The sequence below is a fragment of the Pseudomonas serbiensis genome (genome assembly GCF_030580745.1).
Classification (GTDB): domain Bacteria; phylum Pseudomonadota; class Gammaproteobacteria; order Pseudomonadales; family Pseudomonadaceae; genus Aquipseudomonas; species Aquipseudomonas serbiensis.
Genome location: NZ_JAUQOO010000005.1, coordinates 170158 through 195579, shown reverse-complemented (window position 1 = coordinate 195579; position 25422 = coordinate 170158). Strand labels below are relative to the sequence as shown.

The window sequence follows — 25422 nt, the reverse complement described above, 5'->3', positions numbered from 1 at the left end:
ACGCAGGTTTGCATGCGTATTGCGCATGCAAGTAACCGCGTGTCAGCTCGCAATCTCATTGGTCAGCCATTTCTCGAAGGCACGGGCGGCGCGTCTTGGAATCTTGCCGCTGGGGGTGAGCAGGTAATAGCCGCCGATGGCACCGATATCCGAGTTGCATGCAGGCACCAGGGCACCGGATTGCACATGGCGATCAATCATCGGTCGCCAGCCCAGCACAATGCCATGACCGGCGATGGCCAGATCCACGAGCACCGGGTAGAGATTCACGGTCATGCGCTGGTGGATCAGCGAAGCATCTACACCCTGGCGACCGAACCAGTCGTTCCACGACAACCACTGGCGCTGGCCGTCTTCGAGCATCAGCAGGCAATGGTCGAGTAATTGCACCGGCTCAAGCGTCTGTCCGTTCAGATAGTCCGGTGAGCAATAGGCGTTCACCGATTCGGCAAACAGCAGGCGGCTGTCCAGGCCGGGAGGTGATTGCTCGCGCAGGAAGTACAGTGCCAGATCAAACTCCGCCCGAACCAGAGAGTCCAGCCCATCGACCACGCGCAGGCGTATGTCCACTGCCGGGAATTCATCCTTGTAACGACCCAGCAAAGGGCCAAGCCACAGCGCCGCCACACCGCTGGAGCAGGCCAGCGTCAATTGCTGTTCACCGCTGTGGGTAATGACCTGAGCCGTAGCTTCGGCGCACTGAGTCAGTATCCGATGAATTTCCTCGGCATAGATTTGCCCCGCCACGGTCAGATGAATGCGCTTGTGCTCGCGACGAAACAGCGCCCGACCCAGAAAGTCTTCCAACTGCGCGACTTGTCGGCTGATTGCGCTTTGGGTCAGGTGCAACTCGGCGGCTGCCCGGGTGAAGCTGCCATGGCGAACGGTGGCTTCAAAAGCAATCAGGTTCTGCAGTGGCGGAAGGGGTTCTATACGCACAGAGACTCCGTATTACAAACCGTCCGGGAACGGTGTCGACAGCAGCCAGTCGCGGAACACACAGAGCGCTGGCAGGTTCTGGAAACGTGTTGCGTACACCAGATAGTAATTGCGGCCACTGTCCATCGGCTCGAACAGCGTGACCAGCTCGCCGCTGTTGATTTCATCCTGCACCAGAATACGCGGCACCAGAGCCACGCCGATGCCCGCGGCCACGGCCTGAATCAGATGCGCAGTCAGCTCGAAACTTGGGCCGGGGCGCATGATGTGGTGATCGAGCTGGTTTCTGTCGAACCAGTCGGACCAGGCGTTGGGCCGCGAAACCACGCTCAGCAGCGAGTGCTGGGCAATCTGGCCTGGCGTCATGGACTCATGGCCAGCCAGTGCCGAAGGGCTGGCGATAAGCACCAGTTTTTCCGCAATCAGCGGATGGGCGATATAGCCCGGCCAATTGCCTGTGCCTGCACAGATGATCGCGTTCATGTCGCTGGCCGCAGGCATCAGGTCGGCATGCACGATGCGCGAGTGGATATGCACCACATGGCCCGGATGTCGGGTGTAAAAGTCATGCATGCGTGGCAGCAGCCACTTGGAGCCGAAGGTCGGCAGAACGGCGAGGTGCAGGGTTCCGCCTTCGGATTTGTGGGCGATGGTCTGCAGCGTTGCACTGCGGATTCGCCCAAGGGCTGCCGCCAGTTCATGCTGATACAGCGCGCCCGCCGTGGTCAGTTCGATACGTCGGCCATCACGCTTGAACAACTCGACTTCCAGTTGTGCTTCAAGGGCCTGCACCTGGCGACTGACGGCGCTTTGGGTCAGAGCCAGTTCATCGGCAGCCTTGGTGAAGCTGACATGACGCGCCGCTGCCTCAAAAGCGATAAGCAGCGACATCGAAGGCGTGAGTCTTCTCGGGTTCATTCATAAAGCTCATGGAAAAACTACAGGTTTTACATTTGCTCTCTTGGTCATCAAGCCTGAAAATCAGCGTAACCGTTGATAAAGCCTGGTTTCAGAGCGCTCTGAAGCATACGTGCTTTACCTATAAAAGTTTGCATATAAAAAGCCTAGCCTGTCAGGAAGCCACCATGATTGCCCTCTTGAAACCGACCTCCGCGCAGGTCGATCACTATGACCGTTTCCTCAATGCCCTGGCGCAGGAGGGGTTTCGAGGCGAAATCGCAAGGGATCATGGCTCGCGAACCGTTCTGGCCACCGATAACTCGATCTATCAGCGCATGCCCCAGGCCGCAGTGTTTCCTCTCGACAGTGCCGATGTCGAGACTCTGGCGCGACTGGCCGGACGTGCCGAGCACAAACAGGTCGTACTGACGCCACGGGGCGGTGGTACCGGAACCAACGGGCAATCGCTCACCGATGGCGTGGTGGTCGACCTCTCGCGGCACATGAACAGGATTCTGGAAATCAACGTCGAGGAGCGCTGGGTTCGCGTGCAGACCGGCGTGGTCAAGGACCAGCTCAACGCAGCACTCAAGCCTCACGGGCTGTTCTTCGCCCCGGAGCTGTCCACCTCCAACCGTGCAACGGTCGGCGGCATGATCAATACCGATGCCAGCGGACAGGGCAGTTGCACCTACGGCAAGACCCGCGACCACGTACTTGAGCTGTCGACAGTACTGCTCGGTGGCTCGCGCATACACAGCCTGGCCATGGGGTCCGATCAACTGGAGTCTGAGCAGGCCCGGACCGACCGGGCAGGGGACGCCTATCGCTGTGCCCGCGAAATTGCCGATACCCAGGCGCAGTTGATCAAGGACGTCTTTCCGCCGCTCAATCGCTGTCTGACCGGTTACGACCTGGCTCACCTGCGCGAGACCGACGGCCGTTTCAACCTCAATAGCGTGCTGTGCGGCTCGGAAGGTTCGCTGGGCTTTATCGTCGAAGCCAAGCTCAATGTGCTGCCGATTCCCAAGCATTCGATTCTGGTCAACGTGCGTTATGCCGGTTTCATGGATGCCTTGCGTGACGCCAAGGCACTCATGGCGCTCAAGCCGCTGTCCATCGAAACCGTGGACTCCAAGGTCTTGATGCTCGCCATGCAGGACATCGTCTGGCATGGCGTTGCCGAATACTTTCCTCAGGACCCGGATACCCCGACGCTTGGGATCAACCTGATCGAGTTCTGCGGCGACGAAGCCAGCGAAGTGGAGCAGCGTGTCCATGCGTTCGTGGAGCATTTGCAGAGCGACACCTCGGTGGTTCGGCTGGGGCACACGCTGGCGGTGGGCAGCGCAGCGGTCAATCGGGTCTACGCCATGCGCAAGCGCTCGGTAGGCCTGCTGGGCAACGTCAAGGGCGAGGCCAGACCTCAGCCTTTTGTCGAAGACACCGCTGTGCCGCCTGAGAACCTTGCCGATTACATTCAGGAATTCCGCGCATTGCTGGACAGCTACAACCTGCAATACGGCATGTTTGGCCATGTGGACGCCGGCGTGCTGCACGTGCGGCCGATCCTGGACATGAAAGACCCGGCGCAGGCCGCGTTGGTACGCCCGATTTCCGATGCGGTCGCAGCACTCACCAAACGTTATGGCGGCTTGCTCTGGGGCGAACACGGCAAAGGCCTGCGTTCGCAATATGTGCCGGAATACTTCGGTGAGTTGTACCCGGCGCTTCAGGCCCTGAAGGCCGCTTTCGACCCGTTCAACCAGCTCAACCCCGGCAAGATCGCGACGCCCGCGACCGTCCCAGCCGCCAGATTGACGCTGGTAGATGAAGTGAAATTAAGGGGCGATCTGGATCGCGGTATCGACGAGCGTGTCTGGCAGAGCTACGAAAGCGCCGTGCACTGTAACGGCAACGGTGCCTGCTACAACTACGATGCCGACGACGCCATGTGTCCGTCCTGGAAAGCCACACGCAACCGCATTCATTCACCAAAGGGCAGGGCCTCGCTGGTCCGTGAATGGCTGCGCCTGCAAGGTGAACAGAATATCGATGTGCTGACCGCCAGCGCCCGTGCCCGTTCTGCCAATGTCATCAAGAGTCTGGTCAGCAAGACCGCCAACACTCTGGGCAGGCTGCGCGGGCAGCAAGACTTTTCCCATGAAGTCTATGACGCCATGGCCGGTTGCCTGGCCTGTAAATCCTGTGCAGGGCAGTGTCCGGTCAAGGTCAATGTGCCGGAGTTCCGCTCGCGTTTCCTGGAGCTTTACCACAGCCGCTACCTGCGTCCGCTGAAGGATTACCTGATCGGCTCGCTGGAGTTCAGCATTCCGTATCTGGCCCGCTTCCCGAAGTTCTACAACGCCATAATGGCTGCCAAACCGGTTCGTTACCTGCTTGAACATGTGGCGGGCATGGTGGACAGCCCCTTGCTGAGCCTGATGGATTTTCGTGCCGCCTGTGCCCGCTGGAATGTCGGCATCGCTACGCCGGAGCGTCTGGCTGCGCTGTCTGAACAGGAACGCAAGCGTACGGTGATCCTCGTTCAGGACGCTTTCACTCGTTACTTCGAGACCCATCTGGCGGCTGACTGGCTGGAGCTGATTTCGCGTCTGGGTTATCAGGTTTACCTCGCGCCATTTGCACCAAACGGCAAGCCGCTGCAAGTGCAAGGTTTCCTGGCGGCCTTCGAGAAAGCTGCCAGTTTCAACAGCCAATCGCTGCGCAAACTTGAGGCTTATGGCATTCCGCTGGTAGGGCTTGATCCGGCCATGACGCTGGTTTACCGGCAGGAATACAGCAAGACACTGGGCAGCGAAAACGTGCCCACGGTGTTGCTGCCACAAGAGTGGCTGGCTGCTCAGTTGGAAGAGTCCGGGCAGGTTCAGTCGGGCGAAACCTATTACTTCCTGCCGCACTGCACCGAGAAAACCAACGAGCCGGGCAGCGTTGCTCTGTGGCAGAAAGCCTTTGCTCGCACCGGCCTCAAGCTTGAAGTGCTGGCCAGTGGTTGCTGCGGCATGTCAGGTACCTACGGCCACGAAACCCGCAATGCCAAGCATTCGGACACCATATACAGCCAGTCCTGGCAACCGTTGGTGGCCCGCCATAACGGCGAGGGGCGGCTGGTTGCCGATGGCTACTCCTGCCGCAGTCAGGTCAAGCGCCAGGACGGGCAAGTGGTGCAGCATCCGTTACAGATATTGCTGGCTCATGTAGGAGTAATGCCTGTCAGTCAAGAGACGGTGATTTCAAAAAACAGGTGATCCGTGGGAGGGGCCTTGGCCGCGACAGCAGTATGAAGGCGCTGAAAATGTGTTGCCTTCTCACTGGTCGTCGCGGCCAAGGCCCCTCCCACAAATGGCATGTACGCCTTCTTCGCGAATGGCCTCAAACCAGATAGCGCCTAAACCATCCCACGGTCCTGTCCCAGGCCAGATTGGCGGCGGCTTCGTCGTATCGTGGTGTGGAGTCGTTGTGGAAGCCGTGGTTGGCGCCGGGATAGATATAGGTTTCGTAATTCGTGCCAGCGGCTTTCAATGCCGCTTCATAAGCGGGCCAGCCTTCGTTGATGCGCGTATCCAGCTCGCCGTAATGAATCATGATCGGAGCCTTGATTCGCACGACGTCTTCGGACTTGGGCTGGCGGCCATAAAAGGAAACCGCTGCTCCCAGCTCTGGATAAGCCACGGCCGCAGCATTGGCGACGCCTCCGCCATAGCAGAAGCCGGTGATGCCGACCTTTCCGGTGCTTGCGTCATGCTTCATCAGCCATTCGATAGCCGCGAAGAAGTCGTTCATGAGTTTTTCAGGATCGACTTTCTGTTGAAGCTCGCGGCCCTTGTCATCGTTGCCTGGATAACCGCCCACCGAGGACAGACCGTCGGGTGCCAGCGCGATGAAACCTGCCTTGGCTACGCGCCGGGCGACATCTTCGATATAAGGGTTGAGCCCTCGGTTTTCATGGGCGACCACTATCGCAGGCAGCTTGCCGCTGGCTTTCGCCGGACGCACCAGATAACCACGCACCTGCCCATGCCCCTTGGGTGAAGGGTAATTGACGTATTCGGCAATGATATCCGGGTCGGTAAAGGCCACTTGTTCGGCCAGCGCATAGTTCGGGCTCAACGAGGCCAGAAGGGCTGTGGCGGTCATGCCTCCCAGAGTGAACAGGGCGGCACGGTCAAGAAATTCTCGTCTGTTGATCTTGCCGTGTGCGTAGTAGTCGTATAGCTCAAGCAGTTCAGGGGCAAAGTCTTTAGCGGTGAGACGATCCATCGGCATGCTTCCTGTCAGATCATTGGGTTGTCTATTAAAGCAGCTTTGACACTTCTGGATGTCGAGGTGCCGTTCATGACACCTCGACATCATTCCCGGATCAGAACTCCAGCGTGACTCCGGTATACAAGGCACGTCCATCACCCGGCGAGTGCAGGGAGTCGACGGCGCCGTCCGGGTCATACCAGACGTACTCGTAATAACGGTTGGTCAGGTTCTTGAGTTGCAGGTCGACACTGACCGACTCGCTTACCTTCCAGGTCGCACCCAGGTTCATCAGCACATAGCCGCCATAGGTGCCCTGAGTGTTTTCCCGTTCCAGATAGTAGTTGGTCTGGCCGTTCATCCAGGCCGTCAGCTGCAGGGCCGGAGTCGCCTGATACGTCATGCCGGCGTTGTACACGTGATGGGGAACATGGTCGATTTCCCGGCCTTTGCTGTTGGGCAATGTAGCGCTGGGCTCAAGGATTTTCGAGTATTGCCATGAGTAAGCCATCCATATTTCCGTGCGCTCGTTCGGGTGCAGGTTCACCTGCAGGTCATAACCCCAGCGCCGGGTTTCACCGACGTTGTCCGATTCCCCGCTCGGGTCGTTGAGCCGGCGGCTGACCTCGCCACTCGCTTCCTGCTGCCAGTAGGCGATCCGTCCATCAACCCAGCTGGCGGGAGTGAATTTGATCCCGGTTTCCCAGCCTTCGTTGATCGACGGTTCCAGATCGGTATCCCGTGGCGGAATCTTGTAGGCCGCAGCCCCTGTGCCGACCTGAAAGGTACGTCCCCAGTTGGCGTAGAAACTGGCCACATCCCAGGGCGAATACACCACGCTGAGCTTGGGTTGCTTGATCAGGCCATAGTCATTGATGTCGTAATCCAGGCCGGTCATTTCATTGGTGAAGTCGCCCTGGATCTTGTCGACCCGATAGGCCGGGACAATCTTCAACGACTCGAAAGGCTTGATCTCGGCCTGGACATAAGCGCCGTAGGTGTCGAAGTCGAATTGCTGGTCGCGGGTCTGGGCCTGGCGAACCCGATTCAGGGTCCGGTAGCGTTCGCTCTTGTTTTCCTGCTGCTGCATGTCCGCTCCGCCTTCCAGGGCAAAGTCGTACAGCCAGCTGACTTCCGGGCGCCAGGTCAGGGAGGTGAGGGCGCCGTACTGGGTTTCATAGGCATCCCGCTCCTGTTGCGAGGTGGTTCTCCAGTACTGGGTCCAGCGTCGGTCGTCAAAGGTGTTGATGTAGGTTTTCGCGGACCATGCCAGGGTGTCTGCAAGATCCGTATCGAAATGCAGGCTGACCTGATTCATGCGCCGCGTGCCCTTGTCCGTGGCGTTGTAGCTGTTGGTCATGGTCGGGTGGCGGCTGGCATTCTCTTCGCTCAGGTATCCGGGCTCCTGGGCTTCGGTTTCGTAATGCCGGGCAATCAGGCCGATGCGATAGCTCTCGTCGTCCGGGGTATAGAACCACTTGCCGGACATCGAGAATTTCTCGGCGTCGGAGTGATCGCGATAGCCCTCGGATTTCTGATAGGCGAAGAAATAGTTCTGGCTCCAGTTACTGCTCTCGAAGCCTTTGGAAAGCTGGGTTTCCTGAGTATTGAAGCTGCCGTAGCGAATCCGGGCCTTGGTGTAATTGCCGCCGGTGCGGGTCAGCATGTTGACGTTGCCCGCGATATTGTTCAGGCCGTAACGCGCATCGCTGGTGCCGCGCACGACTTCGATGCTGTCCAGCTCCATGGGGAAAATCATGTCCATGAACGGCATGTTGCCGTCGTTGCTGTTGCTCGGAATGCCATCGATCAACAGCTTCACCGCGTTGATTTCGCCTTCACCGTTAAAGCCGCGAAAGGAAATCTTGCCGGAAGTGGTGCCCTGATTGAACTCGGTAAGGATCACGCCGGGTGCACGACGGAACAGCTCCCAGCTGTAATTGACTGGCATCTTTTCAAGGATGTCGCCCCCCAGAATATCCACCGAGCTCAGCACACTGCTGGTGCTCAGCGGGCCGCTGCTGTTGCCTTGAACGGTCACGGAACCGAGGGTCATGGTCGAGTTCTCGACCTGGGTTTCGGCCAGTGCGGCGGATAACGGCGTCAGGGCAAATACCCCGCAGGTCAGTGCCTGGCAGACCGAGCGGGACACGGGAATATGCATTGCGCGTGGCAATGTAGAAAAAACAGGCATAACAAAAACTTCCTGATGACCAAGAGACTTCAAGGGCGCGAGATGGCCGATCAGGGCATTCCCGCGCCAGACAAGAAAAGCCGCGCCAGAGTCGGCGGGCAGGCAAGGCGTGGTCAGGCCAGGGGAGAGGCGCGAGGGGTCAGACTGGGCCAGCGAACCCTGGGATGCAGCGTCGGCTGCTCGGGGTTCTCCAGTGCTGTATCAGGTGTGTAGCGGGGCAGGAAGTGTCGATAGTGATCGGCCGGCAGAGCGACCAGACCCGCATGGCCACAGCAGCAATCGCCATGCTGCATGGCCGCTTTCGATGAAGCGGGTTGCAGCGTATCGATCAGCTTCTTGAAGCCTGGTGGCAGGGCGGTCGAACCGCTCCCGGAACAAAAACCGCCCCATAGCAGTAAATGCGCATCCGCCGGCTGCATGGCACGGCTCATCGGCATAGCCAGCATGTTGAGCAACACGGCCAGACAAGCGATCCAGGGAATGATGCGTTTCATTGAAGCCATGGGTGGGCCCGTAGCACGAAGGCCGCCATTTAGCCGTATTTGGTGACGGAATGTAAATGCTTCTGTGGGCGGGATTTCAGGCAGGCAGAAGGGGATGCGGGAATTGCCATGTGGCTATTTGACATCTTGATATTTTGTCATCTAGTGTCGTGGCCTGAGAAACGTTCTCAGAATATTTCACTTCAGCAGGGAGGCTACATCGCAATGGCCACTACCATCAGTACCGCGTCGATCAAGTCAGTACGTGTGCATCCAGGGCTTGGTATTGCCCGGGTCGGAAATGCGCTGGGGCATGACGAATATGTCCTGGCCGCAGAGGTTCCGGGAGCTGTTGCGAGTAGCGCGGACGGAGAGTTTCGCGATGCGAAGGGGCATTTGCGACGTCAGGCTGTGCGCTTTCGGATCTACGCTGAGCTGACTGATGGTTCGGTCCGCGAGCTTACCCTTGCCGATGGTGTGAAGATCGACTGGACCGTGGAACTCGCCAACCTCAAGGCTGGCTGGTACGACTTCGAGAATGCCATGGACCTGCCCGCGCCATACGCCAAGAAAGCCGGTCGACGCAATCCGGCAGTCATTGGCCCTCAGCGCAAGGCGCTGGACATTCGTCCGGGCCCCAGAACCATCGGCGGTCGCAACAAACAGGGCAAAGCCTTTCATTTCGATACGGGTGAGTTCTACAGCAAGCCGGTCTATCTGGGCGAGTTGCGCACCGACGAAGAAGGTCGGCTCATTGCGCTGGGTGGCCATGGGCATTCCGCACCGCTCAAGGCGGGTACCGCGCCTGTCACCTTTGCCAACAACGAAGACTGGCATGACGACATCTCCGATGGCCCGGTCTACGCCCGTGTGACCTTCGCCAATGGCGATGTACTTGATGCCGAGCCTGGTTTTCTGGCGGTGACGCCGCCCAACTATGCGCCGGGCCTGTTCGGTGTGGTCACCATGGAAGACGTGGTGCGTGATCTGTATGTGCGCAACGGTCAACTGCCTGCCCACACAACCACCGAGTTCACCCGCGACATCTGGCCGATCTTCGACCGCCTGACCAATATGCAGTGGACCAACCATGGCATTTACCTGCTCAGCGGCTCCGGCTCACCACTGGATACCAAGAACAAGGCGGTCTTGAAGAAGCTTGCCGACCCGTCTGCAAAGAATGCCGAGTTCCGCAAGAGGGTCTTCGAGCTTTTCCGTATCCCGGATGGCGCCGGGGCGTTCACGGCTGCGCTGTTGCCGTTCTACGGCGATTACTACGGTGATTACTCCGATGCCGAAGGTGCAGGCCTGGCCGTCACGCCTTTGATGTACAAGGCACTGGAAAAATGGGTGAAGGGGGACTTCGTCTCCGACTGGAAAGGTGAACCGGTTATCCCTGCGTTCTCGTCGCTCAGTCCAAAACAGCAGACCGACGCGCTGGATCGAGTAGGGCTGCATGAGTGCCTGGGCGGGCCGTTCCACCCCGGCATCGAGCTGACCTGGTTCATGCGTGTGTCCAGCGTCTGGAAAAGTCCGTATCGCCTGGCCGTTCTGCCCCAGGGCCATGTCGTTCGCCAGGACTACGGCAGCAAGCTGACACCGGAAATCTGCCTGAGCAAAGGTGGCCCGCTGGACGGCGTAGGTCCGGGCTCCCTGACCCGCGCACTGGGCGTGCCATGGCAGACCGACGGCGCATCCTGCCTGTCCGATGCGGAATACGAACCTGGCTCTTATCTGTCCTTCCCCAGCTACTGGGGTGCCCGCGTGCCCAACAGCGTGCTCAGCAACGAGGCCTGGCAGCGTGTCGGTTCAACGCAGTCGAGTGAACCGCAACAGCTCAAGAATTTCTCCTACCGCGAAGACTGGTTGCGCGACCTGAAAGGTTCTTACCTGGCGCGTATCAACAAGATGGTCAGCCAGTGGTGGGAGCTTGGCGTTCTGGTCAGTAAAGAGACATCGCCCGAGTTACAAAAGAAGCTGGGGCTGCCAGCCCGGGCCTGGATTGAAACCGGTCGTCCGGAAAGTGCCGTTGGCCCCAACACCAAGGTTGCCCTGCTGGCGGCCATCGAGGCTCTGGACCATCCACAACCGTTGCTCAAGGCGGCCGAACTCGACAAAGCCAAGCCACGCAAGGATGTGAAACCTCGTCGTCTGCGCAGGGACGAGATTTGACCCACGTGTACGACGTTCTGGTCGTGGGCGCCGGACCGGCAGGTTCGGCGCTTGCCATCTGTCTGGCCGAAGCAGGGCTTGATGTCTGCATGGTCGATCGTGGCGAAGCAGGCCAGCCACGGCCCGGTGAATGCCTGTCGCCCGAGGCGGTGCCGTCACTGGCCGCGCTTGGGCATGCCGACTTGCTGGAAGAGATTTCGGCTGCGCGCCGCTGTTGCGGCGTGCAGTCCATCTGGACGACACCCGAACGGAGCTTTCGGGATTACTTCGCCGAACGTTCATCCCATGGTTATTTCCTGGACCGTCAGGTGTTCGATTCCCGTCTGCGGGACAGGGCACAGGCTGAAGGTGTGGTGCTGGAGCGGGGCGTGCGGGTGACCGAGGCCGAGTTTGGTGCAATCACCACCCTGAGCGGCTTGCGTGGCGAGGACTGCTGGAGTGGTCAAGCCCGTTTTGTGGTCGATGCTTCGGGCAAGTCCAGCTCTATTGCGCGCCTGGGCGGTGCGGGCAGGCGTCGCTTGAGTCGTCAGGTCGCCGTTGCAGCCTGTTTGCCTGCCGGTACTTCTGAACTTGCGTCAACCGACTGGTTGTTGATCGAGGCGGATGCATCGGGCTGGTGGTCTGGCGCGACGTCAGCCAGCGGCCAGCGCCATCTGGTGCGATTCTTTCCCGAAGGCGGCGAAGTCTTCCGTAGCCTGGCCGAACTTGCCCGGCAACTGGAACAGACAAAATTGATGCAGCACTATGTTGCCGCCGGCGAACTGTCGGCGGCACCTTTCCAGGTGCTCGATGCAGGCTGTTCTGCGCTGGATTGCGTCGCAACGTCGCAATGGCTTGCGGTCGGTGAAGCGGCAATCGCTTTTGATCCCGTCACGTCACAGGGCCTTGCCCATGCATTCGGGGCGAGCCAGCCAGCGGCCAGTGCCATATTGGACTACCTGCATCACGGTCGTACGGCCAAGCTTGAACGTTATGACCAGCAGACCCGCATAACCCTGGCGCATTCCCTCAAAGGGCTCATGAGCCACTACGCGCAGTGCCATAGCCTGGCGAGTTTTGGCTGATCAGCCAGAGATAGACAAATAAAATGATTTATTTTTATCATTTGAATATTCATATATTTGAATCTTTTATTCCTGTCTGATCTATCGATACAACCGATCTTGCAGGCCACCTTCGCTCAGGAGCATCCGCGTGCAAGCAGCCATTTTGATTGCGTCCTCTTCATTCAATTTCCGAGTCACTTCATGAGCCAGACTGAGCGACAGATGCGCCTGGGCCTTTTCATTCAGGCCGCAGGTCACCACTCGGCTGGCTGGCGTTATCCGGGTGCCGAATCCGGGAGCGAAAACTTCCCGCTGATCCGCCGCCTGACCCTGGCAGCCGAAAAGGCCAAGCTGGACATGGTGTTCTTTGGCGACAAACTGGTGACCGGCCCCAAGGAGCATCCCTCCATGATCGTGCGCCTGGAACCCGTGGCGCTGTTGGGCGCGCTGGCGGCGATCACCGAGCGCATCGGGCTGGTGGCGACGGCATCGACCACCTATAGCGAGCCGTACACCATCGCCCGGCAGTTCGCGACCATCGATCATCTGTCTGCAGGCCGTGCCGGCTGGAACGTGGTGACCACCGGCTACGACAGCGCGGCCAACTTCACCCGTGCCACACATCCCGACCATGCTCAGCGTTATGCGGTGGCCGAGGAATTCGTCGATGTGGTGCGGGGCTTGTGGGACAGCTGGGAAGAGGGCGCCTATGTTCGCGACAGCGAAAGCGGCGTGTATCTGGACCCTGAAAAACTGCATAGCCTGGACCACAAGGGCGAGTTCTTCTCCATTGCCGGGCCACTCAACCTGACCCGTGCGCCGCAAGGTCATCCGGTACTGGTCCAGGCCGGCTCATCCGGGCCGGGCATGGCCCTCGCGGCGCGCATCGGTGAAGTGGTGTTCACCGCCCAGCAAGGTCTGGAAGAAGCCGGGCAGTTCTATCGCGACCTCAAGGCGCAAGTCGTTGCTCAAGGCCGCTCGCCGGATCATTGCCTGGTGATGCCCGGTGTCATGCCGATCCTTGGCAAGACCGCCGCCCAAGCCCAGGCGCGCTTCGATCATCTGCAAAGCTGGACCGACCAGGAAGCCGCCTTGCTGATGGTTGCGGATCGTTTGGGGCAGGACCTCTCCGGTTTCGATCTGGACCAGCCACTGCCGGACTTGCCACTGCCGCAAAACATGCAAAGCCGCGCTCGCCTGCTGCTGGACCTTTCACACCGCGACGGCCTGACCCTGCGCCAGATCTGCAACCTGGCGGCCGGAGCACGAGGTCATAAAATCGTCGTCGGCACCCCGCAACGTGTAGCGGACGAGCTGATTGCCTGGTTCGAGGGCGGAGCCGCAGATGGCTTCAATCTGATGCCCGCGTACTTCCCCGAAGGCCTGGACGACTTCATCGAAGGCGTATTGCCAATCCTGCGCAAGCACAAACTGTTTCGTGAGGAATATAGCGGGAGCACATTGCGCGAGCATCTGGGGTTGCCTGTCCCGGAGAATCGATACACATAAGCTACAAGCGGCAGGCTGTGAGCTTTTAACTTGCAGCTTGCCGCTTGCCGCTTGCAACTTTCCCCCATTACATCTCACCCGTTGATCCCATATCCAATGCAAATCCCGCAAATAACTTTTGCGGTTCTTACATAACCTCCAGGCACTGCATTCCTGCTTGTTTATGCTTTTCAGGAATAATCATGAGGGGTTTCGGTATTTACGAAGAGCGCTGTCGTTGTGGTTAAACGTCATCGCCTGCTGGCCAGACAGTGCCAGTGGTTTTCTACGGAGTCCGAAACCGCCCATGTCATTGCGTTCTCATTTTCTTGTTTCTCTGCTGCTAAGCCTGGGCCTGACGCTGGGGCCATTGACTGCTGTGAGTGCGGCGCAGCTCAATATTGCGGTGTCCGATATCGGGGCTGGCAGCAAGCCTGCCGGTGGCGGTCTGGTGGATGTCATTCATGCCCAGCAGCGTCTTGAGCAGGCGTTCAGCGCCGAGGGTGTCACGGTCAAATGGCACTTCTTCAAGGGTGCGGCGCCCCTGATTAACGAAGCCTTTGCCAATGGCCAGCTGGATATGGCCTATCTCGGCGATCTGGGCAGCATCGTCGGCAAGTCGGGCGGGCTCGATACGCGGGTGGTTGCCGTCGCTGCCCGTGGCGTCGCGCATTACCTGGCGGTACCGGTCGGTTCGTCGATTCATTCCCTGGCAGACCTCAAGGGCAAACGTGTCGGTCTGTTTCGCGGGACCGCCGCGCAGCTTTCGTTCATCGATGCCCTACGCACTGCGGGGCTGACCGAAAAGGATATCAGCGTCATCAATCTGGACTTTGCTGCCGCCAGCGCGGCTTTGGCAGCCAGACAGATCGATGCGACCTGGGGCGGCATCAACATCCTGGCGCTGCGCGAGCGTGGTCAGGCTCAGGTGCCTGTCTCTACCCGGCATCTGGATGGCGCGGGTGAGTTGTCCGGCCTGGTGCTGGTATCGCAAAAGTTGCTCGACGAGCATCCGGAGTGGGTCAGCAGGATCGTTCAGGTCCAGCGTGAGGCATCGGACTGGGCCAGCAACCCGCACAACCGCGAGGCCTATATCCAGTTACTGGCCGATCAGGCGTCTTACCCGGCCAATCTGCTGAAGGCCAACCTGGAAGGTGCGCCGCCGTTATCGGTACTGCTGTCACCTGAGCTGGACAGCGGTTTTGTCGAACGCCTCAAACAGTCCATCGGCAGCGCCAGGGAGGCGCGCCTGATTCGTCGTGACATCAATGTGGATCAGTGGCTCGCGCCGCAATTTCTGCAACAGCCCCGACCTTGAACCTTATCTGCCGACAGCACATTGCTGACGGCACGGCATCCATTGCTCGCTGGAACACCCCATGAAACTTGAAACTCAGCAAAAACACCTCCCTTGGGTCACCGGCATGGCACTGGTCATGGCAGTAGCGCCCGCGATGGCTGAAACCACGACCCGACTGGACACCGTACAGGTCGAGGGCGTGCGTCAGGCCGATCCCCAGCAGCCACCTTCGTCAAAGCGTGAGCTGAGTGGAAAGACCCTTGAACAACAGGGCATTTACCGGCTTGAAGACCTGCAACAAGTGGCCTCCGGCCTGGATGTGGCCACGGTGGACTCCTATGACACACGCATGACCATTCGGGGCGTGGGCGATGGCGGCGGCACCGAAATCAATATCGGCATGCCCAGCAGCGTCGGTCTGTTTCTCGACAACGTTTACCTGAGTCGACCGGGCATGATGTCCAACGACCTGCTGGATATCGAAAGCGCCGATGTGTTCAGCGGGCCGCAAGGGACGCTCAAAGGCTTCAACACCACGGGCGGGGCGGTGGATATCCATAGCCGCAAACCCACCTTCACGCCTGAAGGCTCGTTGCGCCAGTCCATCGGCCAGCGCGGCTATACCCAGACTCAAGCGATGTTTTCCGGCCCCTTGACTGAAACCCTGGCCGGGCGCCTCAACCTGTCGCACACCGAAAAGGGCGGTTACATCAAGAACATCTACACCGGCCATGACCTGGGTGGCAGCAATCAGGATGGCATTCGCGGGCAGTTGCTCTGGCAGCCCGCGGACGATTTCAGCCTGCGGGTGATTGCCGACTACAACAAGGCGACCAGTGAGCCGGTGTCCGTGCTGGACAAGGCCAATACCGTCAATGGTACGGTGCCTTATCTGAACCGGACTGCATTGGTTGGTGCGACGGTGATAGGCGGGGGCTACAAGGTCAACGCCGACAATGAAAACCAGGCGTACGTGCGCCAGGGTGGCCTGTCTGCGGAGGCAAACTGGAAGCTGGCCAACGGTTACAACCTGCGTTCGGTGTCGTCGTTCCGCTATTTCGGTTTCCAGCCCAACAATACCGATGCCCTGGACATTCCTCTGTATGCGGGCAGCGGCGCTGACGTGCGTGACCGCATCTGGTCCCAGGACATTCGTCTGGATTCACCCAAGGGCGAGCTTTTCGACTACGCCATCGGTGCCACTTACTGGGGCGAAAACCTCGACACCTTTGCCCATGACTACTATGCCGCGGGCACTCGCACTACGCAGTATTACGGCAACACGTCCAACACCGGCAAGACAGTAAAGCGCTGGGGCGAGATCAACGACACCGTGTTTTCGCTCTATGCCCAGGGCACCCTGCACGTTACCGAAAAATTCGATATCACGGCCGGGATACGCGACAGCTACAACAAGAAATCGGGCTCGTTTCGCCGGGTCAACAAGAACGATTTCGACTCTGGAGAGCTGAACCAGTACAGCCAGTTGCCTGCCGGTATGCTCAATTTCAGCTACTTCTTCATGCCCAACCTGCAAGGCTATTTCACCGTGGCCTATGGCGAGAAGGCAGGAGGCCTGAACGTCTCCTCGGGAGCTGCCAACACCGCAGGTTTCGACAGCCTGTTGATCGAGCCCGAGGAAACCCTTGGCAGCGAACTGGGGCTCAAGAGTCACTGGCTCGATAACCGGGTGACGGTGGATGCGGCCTTGTTCTGGTCGAAGGTGCGTAAATTCCAGACCACCGCCTATGACCTGGAAAGCCAGAGCAGTTACCTGATCAACGCCGGCACCATGCAATCGCGTGGCCTGGAAACCAATCTGACACTCAAGCCACTGGATGGCCTGAGCATCAACTTCAACGGCACGTTGCTGGACAACACGTATCTGGACTTCAAGGGCGGCAGATGCCCGGCGGAAGTGACGCTTGCGCCTCGTCCGCCAGCCTCCTGCGACCTGACCGGCAGCCGGGTGTTCCGCTCGCCGAAACTCACCTACAACCTGAGCAGCCGCTACGAGTGGCAGGCATTCGAGGGCCTGGAAGCCTTTGTCGCCGGGCGCTATTCGTATCGCACCTGGGCCTACGGCACCGTGGACAACTCCGAATTCACCCGCATTCCGGGCTATGGCCTGCTGAGTCTGTCCACCGGCCTGAGCGGCAAATATGACGAGGGCACCTGGAATGCTTCGTTGTGGGCCAACAACGTCACGGACAAACGCTATTACCGCTCACTGAATGCTGGCGACTATGGCTCGGCCTTTGGTGTGGTGGGTGAGCCGCGTACCTTGGGCATGACCGTTGGCTACGACTTCTAAAGGCCCTGACCGATGAGCAGATTTTTACTCGATCGCCGAAGCTTCATGCGAGCCGGTGCTGCACTGACAGGCTCCGCGCCCTTTATCGGCAGCGCTCTGGCTGCACAGCCGGCCCCCAAGGCCGAGGCCCGACTCGGTTGGCTGGGCAAGCAAACCCCGGCGTCGTTCAGCGGCGTGACCTGGGGCACGCCATGGCCCTGGGGGCAGGTTGCCGCTGGCAGCCAGTTTCAGATTCACGGCAGCGATGGATCGGCGCCGTCATTGCAAAGCTGGCCGCTGGCTTACTGGCCTGACGGCAGCCTGAAATGGACTGCCCATGCCATGGGACCGCAGCAGGGTGTTGCAGAATATTATGATCTGCGCCCGGCCAGTGTCGTGGCACCTGAAGGACGTGCGCTGGCCAGTGAAAACGATGAGCAGATCCGCATCGACACCGGCGTGCTGCAATGTGTGATCCCGCGCCAGGGCGAAAGCGTGTTGAGCAGTGTCAGCCGTAATGGCCGCATCACCTTGCAGAGCGGACATCTGGTGCTGCAAGTGCAGGGCGACCCTGACCAGCCCGCAACGCCGACCCGTCAATATCGCAGTGAAATACAGCGTGGCGTGCTGGAACAGAATGGCCCGGTACGCGCGGTGGTGGCCTTGCACGGCACCCATCGGTTGCTGGACGGCGACGGGACTTTGCTGCCTTTCATCGTGCGTATCTATGCCTATGCCAACAGTGAAAACCTGCGCCTGATTCACACCTTGCTGATCGATATCGATGAGCAGCATGACTTCATCAAAGGCGTGGGCCTGCGTTTCGATACGCCTCTTGATCAACCCTTGCATGACCGGCATGTGCGCTTCGTCGCTGCCAACGGCGGGGTCTTTGCCGAAGCAGTGCGTGGCCTGACCGGCCTGCGCCGCAATCCGGGCGACGGAATCATGCGCGCTCAGGTCGAAGGAAGAAGCACCGGCCCTGTGGAAGGCTTTGCCCCGGAAGTTGCCAATCGACTGCACTACATTCCCGCGTTCGGCAGCTATCGCTTACTGCAGGCGCACCCGGACGGTTTCCAGATCAGCAAGCGCACAACGTCCGGCCAGAGCTGGCTCAACAGTGCCACGGGGCAAAGGGCGGCAGGCGTGGGGTATATCGGCTCGCCTCAGGGTGGCGTGGTATTCGGCCTGCGCAATTTCTGGCAGAGCTACCCGGCGCAGCTGGATATCGAAGATGCGCAGACCGAAAGGGCGCAAGTCACTCTCTGGCTATGGGCGCCTCAGGCTGCACCGATGGACCTGCGCAGCTACCACGACGGCATGGGCCAGGACAGCTTCGTCAAACAGCGCGAAGCCCTGGAAATCACCTACGAAGATCATGAACCCGGCTTCGGCACTCCCTCGGGCGTTGCGCGGACCAGTGAGCTGGAGTTGCAGTTCGTTGCTGCCACGCCCAGTGGCGCAGTGTTGCAACAGATTGCCCAGCGCATTCAAGAGCCGCCACTGCTGCTGGCATCCCCCGAGCGCCTGCATGCAGCAGGCGTGTTCGGGCCTGACTGGGCACCGGTCAGGAAAGAGACCGGGCGCAAGCAACAGATCGAGCAGCAACTGGCGTGGTATTTCGATTTCTATCGCGACGAAGTCGAGCAGCGAAAATGGTACGGGTTCTGGGATTACGGCGATGTCATGCACACCTATGACGAGCAGCGGCATGTATGGCGCTATGACGTGGGTGGTTTTGCCTGGGACAACTCGGAGCTGAGCACCGATCTTTGGCTCTGGTATTACTTCTTGCGCACCGGCCGCCAGGACGTGTTCCGCATGGCCGAAGCGATGACCCGCCATACCGGCGAGGTTGACGTGCATCATATCGGGCGGTTTGCGCCGCTGGGTTCGCGGCATAACGTTCAGCACTGGGGCGACAGTGCAAAACAGTTGCGCATTTCGACTGCCGCCAATCGCCGGTTCTTGTATTACCTGACCGCCGATGAGCGCATCGGTGATTTGCTCAATGAGCAAGTCGAGGCCTTGCGCACCCTGCGCGAAGTGGTGCCCGGCCGCAAGATCGGCCAGCAACGCGACCCTCGCGACGGCTATGCCAGCATCACGTTCGGTACCGATTGGGGAGCCATTGCTGCCGCCTGGCTGACTGACTGGGAGCGCAGCGGCGATCCGGCCATGGCTCGCCGCCTGCTCAACAGCATGGAGACGATTGCCGCGCAGCCCCATGGCTTTTTCACTGGGCTTGGCAACATGCAACTGGACAGCGGACGCTTCGATATCGACACCAGTGGCAAGCTGTCGGTGTCGCACCTGTCGGCAGTATTCGGTCTGGCTGAAATCTGTAGCGAGCTATTGCAGCTTTTGCCCTCGGCCAGTTTCGAGCGCGCCTGGCTGGATTACTGCCGGTTGTACAACGCCCCGGCCGCTGAGCGGAAAAAAGCCCTGGGCGCACCACTGGCCAATCTCAATCTCGCCCAGGGCCATGCACGGCTGACGGCATTCGCGGCCTATCGATTGCGTGACCGTGGCTTGAAAGACCGGGCCTGGAAGGAGTTCTTCGGCGGTTCGGGCGGTATCCCGAAACCCAACCGAAGCCTGCATGTCGTGCAGCCGCCAGCCTATCTGTATCCGTTGAATGAGCCTGATCCCGTGTCGGTGATCGATGAGCATTCCGGAACATCCGCTGCGGCCAATCTATCGACCAATGCCGTGGCCCAGTGGGGCCTGACCGCTATCGCCTTGTTGGCGCTGGATAACTAGACGGTCCTTTATTCATCTGTTTCGAGACTGTATTCATGCCTCACCCGAATGCTGCACCCCTCGCGCCTGCAAGCGTGGTTGTCCAGGATGACTTCCAGACCTTCAACACTCGACTCTGGATCGCCGAAACCGAATTGCCGGAGCAATCCCGTGTCTGGGCCGAACACGGCCGCCTGATCATGGATACCCGCGCCGGAATGACCGTCTGGCTGCGCCAGCGCCTGAGCGGAGCCTACCGCATCGAATTCCTGCGTCAGGTGCTGGTGGCAGGGCAGGCCAATGATCGCCTGTCGGACATGAACGTCTTCTGGGGCGCTCATGATGGAGGGGCCAGCGAACTGATCGAGCGTGACGGCGTGCTGGAATCCTATGACTCGCTGGCGACCTGGTACGTGGGCATGGGCGGCAATAGCAACAGCACCACCCGGTTTCGTTACTACGACGGTCAGGGCAATCGTCCGTTACTGGGCGAGAAACTGGATGCTGCCCATCTGCTGGAGGCGGGGAGGATTTACCGGATTCGTATCGACGTGACCTCTTCATCGACTCGCTACTGGGTCGATGAAGAGCTGGTGTTCGAGCAAGCGCTCAATGGGCTGCCGGTTGCCGGGTATTTCGGCTTGCGGTCGGTCTGGTCGCGTCAGGCAATCAGCCGCTTCAGTGTGCAAGCCCTGTAAGGGGCAGGTTGGCGAGTTCGTCTTGCGGCGGATTCGCTTCCAGCGCCTGCATCGCCTGATCCGCCTCATGAAAGGCGTCGATCAGGTTTTGCGCCAGGAATGACAGCTTGTAGCCGGCACGGCTGACGATGCCGTAATGGGTGAAGAACTCCGGCGCCTGAGGGTCCAGCCCCGTGACGTTGAGCAACTTGAGGCCCTGACGCAAGTAAGGGTTATTACGACTGACGTTGGTGGTACCGATGGCATCGGAATGCTGGATGACACTGATCAGGCTGTAGCCGTTATCGCATTCGATGCTGGTTTGAAAGTCCGGCCGCCCGCTGAGTTCGACCAGCGCCTTGCGCAGATTGGGCGGGCGTACGGTGCCTGCCAGCGGGTAGCTGAACAATTGCTCTACGGTGACTTCATCGAACGCGGCCAGAGGATGCTCGCTGCGGCAGCAGAAACCCCAGCGGTGCTGGCTGAGCAGTTGGACCCGGTAATCCGGGTCGTGCTCGAAGTTACGGGCGTCGGCCACGAAGAACTCGCATTCCTCAGCCAGCAGTCGCTGCCCCAGGGCTTGCCAGTTATCGACATGAAAACGCAGCCGGACCTTGGGCAAGCGACGGGTGAAAAGCCCCAGTGCCTGTGGCATCAGCCAGGCTGCCGGAGCAGGGCCGCAAGCGAACGACAGCTCACCGTCCTCGTTTTCGTTGAACTGATGAACTGCATTGATCAGATCGTGGGCGTTGCCAATCATCAGTCGTGCATGTTCCAGCACGATCAGGCCTTTCTTGGTGGGTGCCAGGTTGCGGGTTCGATCGATCAGGCGGGTTCCGAAACTCTGTTCAAGTGCCTGGATACTGCGGCTGAATGCCGACTGGGACAGGCTGACCGACTCGGCGGCAAGGCCGAAGTTGCGATACTCCACCAAGGCAATGAAGTGCCGCAGTTGACGTAGATCCAGATGCATTGGCAGCAATGACTCATAGGAACAAGCGCGTGACTTTGCCGGATTTGTCGGGTTTTTAAAAAGAACTAAAAGCATGTTGCCGATCATCATCCGGCATAAGGCCAGTGATGAAAGTGCTTCTATGGATATTTCAATTGGTTATTTATCGCCGGATAACCCGTCCATTAGGCTATATGCGATTTCGTCTCTCCTGAAGACGTCGTTTATCGCAGTGTTACCCGTGCGCGGCCTGCTTTTCTCTGATTCCTTGTGTTGAGTTCTCCATGAAAGTGCCCGTAACGGTCCCTCATGATCCTCTGGTCAGTACCCGTGGGCTGGGCAAGTCATTCGGCTCAAGCCGGGTCTTGCAGGATATCGACCTGAACCTTTATCCCGGTGAGGTTGTTGCCTTGCTCGGTGCCAATGGTGCGGGCAAATCCACCCTGGTCAAAATCCTCTCTGGCAGCCATGGCCATGATGCGGGCGAGTTGCGGGTCGAGGGCAGGGCGCTTGGTTTTGCTTCCCCCCATGAAGCGCGGCGCGCCGGTATCGTTGCCGTTCACCAGCAGGTCGACGAGGCGGTGGTGCCGGGGTTCAGCGTGGCCGAGAATCTGGTCCTGGACGAGTTGTGCCAGCCCCAAGGTTCCATCTGGAGCAAGCGACGACATCTGCATGAACGGGCTGCACAGATCGCCGCAGGTCTGGATTTGCATCTGTCGCTGGACGCCGCCATCGAAAGCCTCGGCACGGCTGAACGGCAACTGGTGGTGCTGGCTCGTGCGCTGGCACTCAAGCCCCGCTTGCTGGTGCTGGATGAGCCCACCGCTTCATTGTCTTCTGCCGAAGCGGAGCGCCTGTTCGCGTTGATCGACGTGCTGCGCGGGCGCGGGGTCAGCATTCTCTACATTTCCCATCGCTTGTCAGACCTGCAGCGTATTGCCGACCGTGCGATTGTGCTGCGCGACGGACGCCTCGCTGGCGAGTTCGCGGCACCGCTGGACCTTTCCGCTGCCGTGCGGGCCATGCTCGGCAGTGAGCTGGCGCCTGTGGTTCACCAGCAGACCGAGCGCGGGCGTGAAGTGGTGCGGATGCGCGATTGTCGACTCAGTGAAGCCAGCGCGGCTTTCGATCTGAATCTGTACAAAGGCGAAGTGGTCGCCATGACTGGCCTGCTTGGGGCTGGCAAGAGTGAGATAGCCGAACTTCTCTTCGGCCTGCGTCAGCCTGTGACGGGCGTTATCGAACTGGATGGCCAGCACTGGGCTCCGGCATCGCCACGCGAGGCCATTGCGGGCGGTGTATTCATGGCCTGCGAGGACCGCGTGCGTTGCTCGTTGGTGCCGGGCTTTTCCCTGACGCGAACCCTGACCTTGCCGTTTCTGCAGCGATTCAGCCGTGGCGGTTTTATTGATGCTGGCGCAGAGCGCGAAGCGGTGCAGGAGCAAGTGCAAACTCTGGGCATCAAGTGTGCGGGCCTTGATGTGCCGATGGAGACGCTTTCTGGCGGCAATCAACAGAAAGTGGTGCTGGCCCGCTGGCTGCTGGGTAATGCCCATCTGCTGATTCTCGACGAGCCGTTCCAGGGTGTGGATATCCGCGCTCGCCGGGAAATCGGTGCGCGAATTCGTGCCAGCGCCGGGCAGCGCGCCACGCTGGTGATCTGCTCCGATCCCGACGAAGCATTGGAAATCGCCGACCGGATTCTGGTGGTGCGTGACGCCAGTGTGGTGGCCGACTACCCGCGTGCCGGTCTGCAACGCGAGCAACTGGTCGCGCAAATGGCGGGCGTCGCCCCGCAACCTGACATCAACCCTCTGCATCGCCAAGGAGCCACGCTTGCCTGAGTCGACTTCTTCACATTTCCTGAAGCCACGGCCATGGGAGCCATTGCTGCGCTTCACTATTCATTACGGCCTGTTGTTGCTCCTGGCGTTGGTGGTCGTGCTGTTTTCGGTACTGGAACCTGCGTTTTTGCGGGTCGGCAACCTGTTCATCATTCTTCAGTCGGTGTCCATCGTCGCGCTGCTGGCTCTGGGTGTGACCCTGAGCATGTCGGTGGGCGGGCTCGACTTGTCCATCGGTGCGGTGGCCGCCATGAGCCTGATGTGTGCCAGCTACGTAATGGTGGTTCTGGACTGGGGGCCGCTGCCGGCGATTTTCATCAGTCTTGCCTGTGGGGCGCTGGTGGGGTTGCTCAACGGATTTCTGATCGTACGCATGGGCGTTCCGGACATTCTGGCGACCTTGGGCAGCATGTTCCTGATCATCGGCCTGCAACTGATTCCTACCGGTGGCCGCTCCATTGCGGTCGGCATGACCTTGCCCAACGGCGACGAAGCTTCCGGCAGCTTCAGTGCGGCTTTTCTGGCGATTGGCCGTGCGCGGCTATGGGACACGGTGCCGGTTCCGGTGCTGGTCATGCTGGTGGTCGCGCTACTGGTCTGGGGCTTTCTTGAACTGACCCGCTTTGGCCGGGTGTTCTACGCCATTGGTGGCAACGAGCGGGCGGCGCGGCTGGCCGGTGCGCCGGTGGAAAAATACAAACTGCTGGCCTATGTGCTCTCGGCGTTGCTGGCTTCACTGGGCGGCCTGTTGCTGGCGGCCCGGCTGGGACGTGGCGATGTCAGTTCCGGTAATGGTCTGGTGCTGGATGCGCTGGGTGCGGCACTGATCGGTTTCGCCGTGCTCGGTGCCCGCAAGCCCAATGCCTTTGGCACTCTGGTGGGCGCGTTGCTGGTTGCAACATTGCTCAACGGCCTGACCATGCTCAATGCCCCTTATTACACCCAGGATTTCGTCAAGGGCGCGGTACTGGTCCTGGCGCTGATGTTTACCTTCGGCCTCGCGCAACGGGCGCGCTGAGCCTCACTGTCAGAGAAGGAACACTCGATGCATCGACTCATCACACGCGGGCTGCGACGCCTGCTCGCCGCCACGCTGGTCGCTTCCCTGGCCACCGGTGCCAGCGCGGCCGGAATTGCCGGTGCGCCAGCGCCATTCGACAAGGGCGGAGTCAATATCGCGCTGGTGGGGTATCTGTTCTCGGGGGACTTCCCCGAGGCTTACCTGCGTGGCGTCGAGAAACAGTCGGAAGCGCTGGGCATCAATCTGCGCCTGTTCGATGCGCGACAACAGGCGGCGACCCAGCGTGAGATGCTGGAGCAGGCCATCGACCTGGGCGTCGATGGCATCATCGTGCAACTGGGCCTGGCCGAAACCCTCAAGGACACCGTGGCCAAGGCCGTCGCCAAAGGCATCAAGGTGGTTGCCTTCGATATCGACCTGGGCAATCCGCAAGTGACCCAGATTGAACAGGATCACCATCAACTGGCGCGTCTGGCTCTGGATCAGGCACTCAAGGACAACGGCAACGCATTCCAGGCGGGTTATGTGTTCATCGGTGGCTTTACGCCGATGGAGCGTCGCGATGAAATCTGGCGGCAGGTCAAGGCGGATAATCCCGGTATCGTCGAGAAGGCACGTTTCGGCACCCTCAATCCGCCCATCGCCAACTCGGTCGCGGATCAGGCCAGTGCGGTGCTGCGGGCCAATCCCGGTTTGCAGGTGATCTTCGCGCCCTTCGACGAGTTCGCCAAAGGGGCCAAGATCGCAGTCGATGAGGCTGGCCTGGGCAAGCAGATCAAGATCTACAGTGCCGACATTTCCACGGCCGATATCCAGATCATGAAAGAGCCCGGCAGCGCCTGGGCTGCCACGGCTGCCGTAAACCCTGAGGTGGCAGGCGCAATCAGCGTGCGCAGCCTGGCCATGCGTATTGCCGGTGAAGATCCGGGAGCCCGTGTACTGGTCCCGCCAACCCTGATTACCCGCCAGCAGTTGCTGGATCTGGATGTGAAGAATGTCCGCGACCTGGCCAAGAAAGTACCTGCGTTCGGTGAAGCAGCGGGTGTAGCGCGTTCGGCCTGGATTCCGTTGGCTAAATAAAATGAATGTCTTTCGCGAATGAATTC

The 25422-nt window shown here is 59.8% G+C and carries 17 protein-coding genes; 11 read left to right on the top strand and 6 right to left on the bottom strand.

Annotated features, from left to right (window positions below; all coding sequences use genetic code 11):
* Window positions 1–42: 42 nt before the first annotated feature.
* Both Q6A51_RS08950 and Q6A51_RS08945 read right to left on the bottom strand, forming a co-directional pair.
* Entirely contained in the window at window positions 43–939 is an 897-nt protein-coding gene (locus Q6A51_RS08950; protein ID WP_201000492.1) for a LysR substrate-binding domain-containing protein, read from the bottom strand.
* Window positions 940–951: 12 nt separating this feature from the next.
* Window positions 952–1857, bottom strand: a complete 906-nt coding sequence (locus tag Q6A51_RS08945) for a LysR substrate-binding domain-containing protein (protein ID WP_304574605.1) — start codon at window positions 1855–1857, stop codon at window positions 952–954.
* Between the two features lie 167 nt (window positions 1858–2024).
* On the opposite strand from Q6A51_RS08945, the gene ydiJ reads away from it, so the two are divergent.
* Window positions 2025–5108 carry a D-2-hydroxyglutarate dehydrogenase YdiJ gene (gene ydiJ / locus Q6A51_RS08940; RefSeq protein WP_304574604.1) on the top strand — a complete coding sequence of 1028 codons (3084 nt, stop codon included), beginning with the start codon at window positions 2025–2027 and terminating at the stop codon, window positions 5106–5108.
* Window positions 5109–5232: 124 nt separating this feature from the next.
* Here ydiJ and yghX read toward each other — a convergent pair whose 3' ends face one another.
* The 3 genes from yghX to Q6A51_RS08925 form a co-directional block, all read right to left on the bottom strand.
* Entirely contained in the window at window positions 5233–6120 is an 888-nt protein-coding gene (gene yghX / locus Q6A51_RS08935) for a YghX family hydrolase (RefSeq protein WP_201017024.1), read from the bottom strand.
* Between the two features lie 100 nt (window positions 6121–6220).
* The gene (locus Q6A51_RS08930) at window positions 6221–8269 is read right to left on the bottom strand and encodes a TonB-dependent receptor (RefSeq protein WP_304574672.1); all 2049 of its coding nucleotides are present in this window, start codon (window positions 8267–8269) and stop codon (window positions 6221–6223) included.
* Window positions 8270–8412: 143 nt separating this feature from the next.
* Complete coding sequence (locus Q6A51_RS08925; protein ID WP_304574603.1) at window positions 8413–8802, bottom strand: DUF2946 domain-containing protein; 390 nt, start codon at window positions 8800–8802, stop codon at window positions 8413–8415.
* A 204-nt stretch (window positions 8803–9006) separates the two neighbouring features.
* Between Q6A51_RS08925 and Q6A51_RS08920 the strand changes: the two genes are divergently transcribed.
* The 7 genes from Q6A51_RS08920 to Q6A51_RS08890 all read left to right on the top strand — a co-directional run bounded on the left by Q6A51_RS08920 (window position 9007) and on the right by Q6A51_RS08890 (window position 20520).
* Window positions 9007–10953 carry a LodA/GoxA family CTQ-dependent oxidase gene (locus Q6A51_RS08920; protein WP_304574602.1) on the top strand — a complete coding sequence of 649 codons (1947 nt, stop codon included), beginning with the start codon at window positions 9007–9009 and terminating at the stop codon, window positions 10951–10953.
* Between the two features lie 5 nt (window positions 10954–10958).
* Window positions 10959–12017, top strand: a complete 1059-nt coding sequence (locus Q6A51_RS08915; protein WP_304574671.1) for an NAD(P)/FAD-dependent oxidoreductase — start codon at window positions 10959–10961, stop codon at window positions 12015–12017.
* 183 nt (window positions 12018–12200) lie between these two features.
* Complete coding sequence (locus tag Q6A51_RS08910) at window positions 12201–13508, top strand: LLM class flavin-dependent oxidoreductase (RefSeq protein ID WP_201017028.1); 1308 nt, start codon at window positions 12201–12203, stop codon at window positions 13506–13508.
* A gap of 286 nt (window positions 13509–13794) precedes the next feature.
* Entirely contained in the window at window positions 13795–14805 is a 1011-nt protein-coding gene (locus Q6A51_RS08905; RefSeq protein WP_304574601.1) for an ABC transporter substrate-binding protein, read from the top strand.
* A gap of 61 nt (window positions 14806–14866) precedes the next feature.
* Entirely contained in the window at window positions 14867–17101 is a 2235-nt protein-coding gene (locus Q6A51_RS08900) for a TonB-dependent receptor (protein WP_304574600.1), read from the top strand.
* Between the two features lie 12 nt (window positions 17102–17113).
* Window positions 17114–19843, top strand: coding sequence for an exo-rhamnogalacturonan lyase family protein (locus Q6A51_RS08895; RefSeq protein ID WP_304574599.1), 2730 nt, complete (start codon window positions 17114–17116; stop codon window positions 19841–19843).
* 35 nt (window positions 19844–19878) lie between these two features.
* Window positions 19879–20520: a DUF6250 domain-containing protein gene (locus Q6A51_RS08890; RefSeq protein WP_201017032.1), complete on the top strand. Its 642-nt coding sequence runs from the start codon at window positions 19879–19881 to the stop codon at window positions 20518–20520.
* Here Q6A51_RS08890 and Q6A51_RS08885 read toward each other — a convergent pair.
* Window positions 20501–21472, bottom strand: coding sequence for a LysR family transcriptional regulator (locus Q6A51_RS08885; protein WP_304574598.1), 972 nt, complete (start codon window positions 21470–21472; stop codon window positions 20501–20503). The genes Q6A51_RS08890 and Q6A51_RS08885 overlap by 20 nt on opposite strands.
* Window positions 21473–21735: 263 nt before the next feature.
* Here Q6A51_RS08885 and Q6A51_RS08880 point away from each other — a divergent pair, with 263 nt between their 5' ends.
* The 3 genes from Q6A51_RS08880 to Q6A51_RS08870 are packed head-to-tail and all read left to right on the top strand — an operon-like array spanning window position 21736 to window position 25396.
* Window positions 21736–23295, top strand: coding sequence for a sugar ABC transporter ATP-binding protein (locus Q6A51_RS08880; RefSeq protein WP_304574597.1), 1560 nt, complete (start codon window positions 21736–21738; stop codon window positions 23293–23295).
* A 19-nt stretch (window positions 23296–23314) separates the two neighbouring features.
* Complete coding sequence (locus Q6A51_RS08875; protein ID WP_374063356.1) at window positions 23315–24313, top strand: ABC transporter permease; 999 nt, start codon at window positions 23315–23317, stop codon at window positions 24311–24313.
* A 27-nt stretch (window positions 24314–24340) separates the two neighbouring features.
* On the top strand, window positions 24341–25396 hold the full coding sequence (locus tag Q6A51_RS08870; RefSeq protein ID WP_025260133.1) for a substrate-binding domain-containing protein: 1056 nt from the start codon (window positions 24341–24343) through the stop codon (window positions 25394–25396).
* Window positions 25397–25422: the final 26 nt, after the last annotated feature.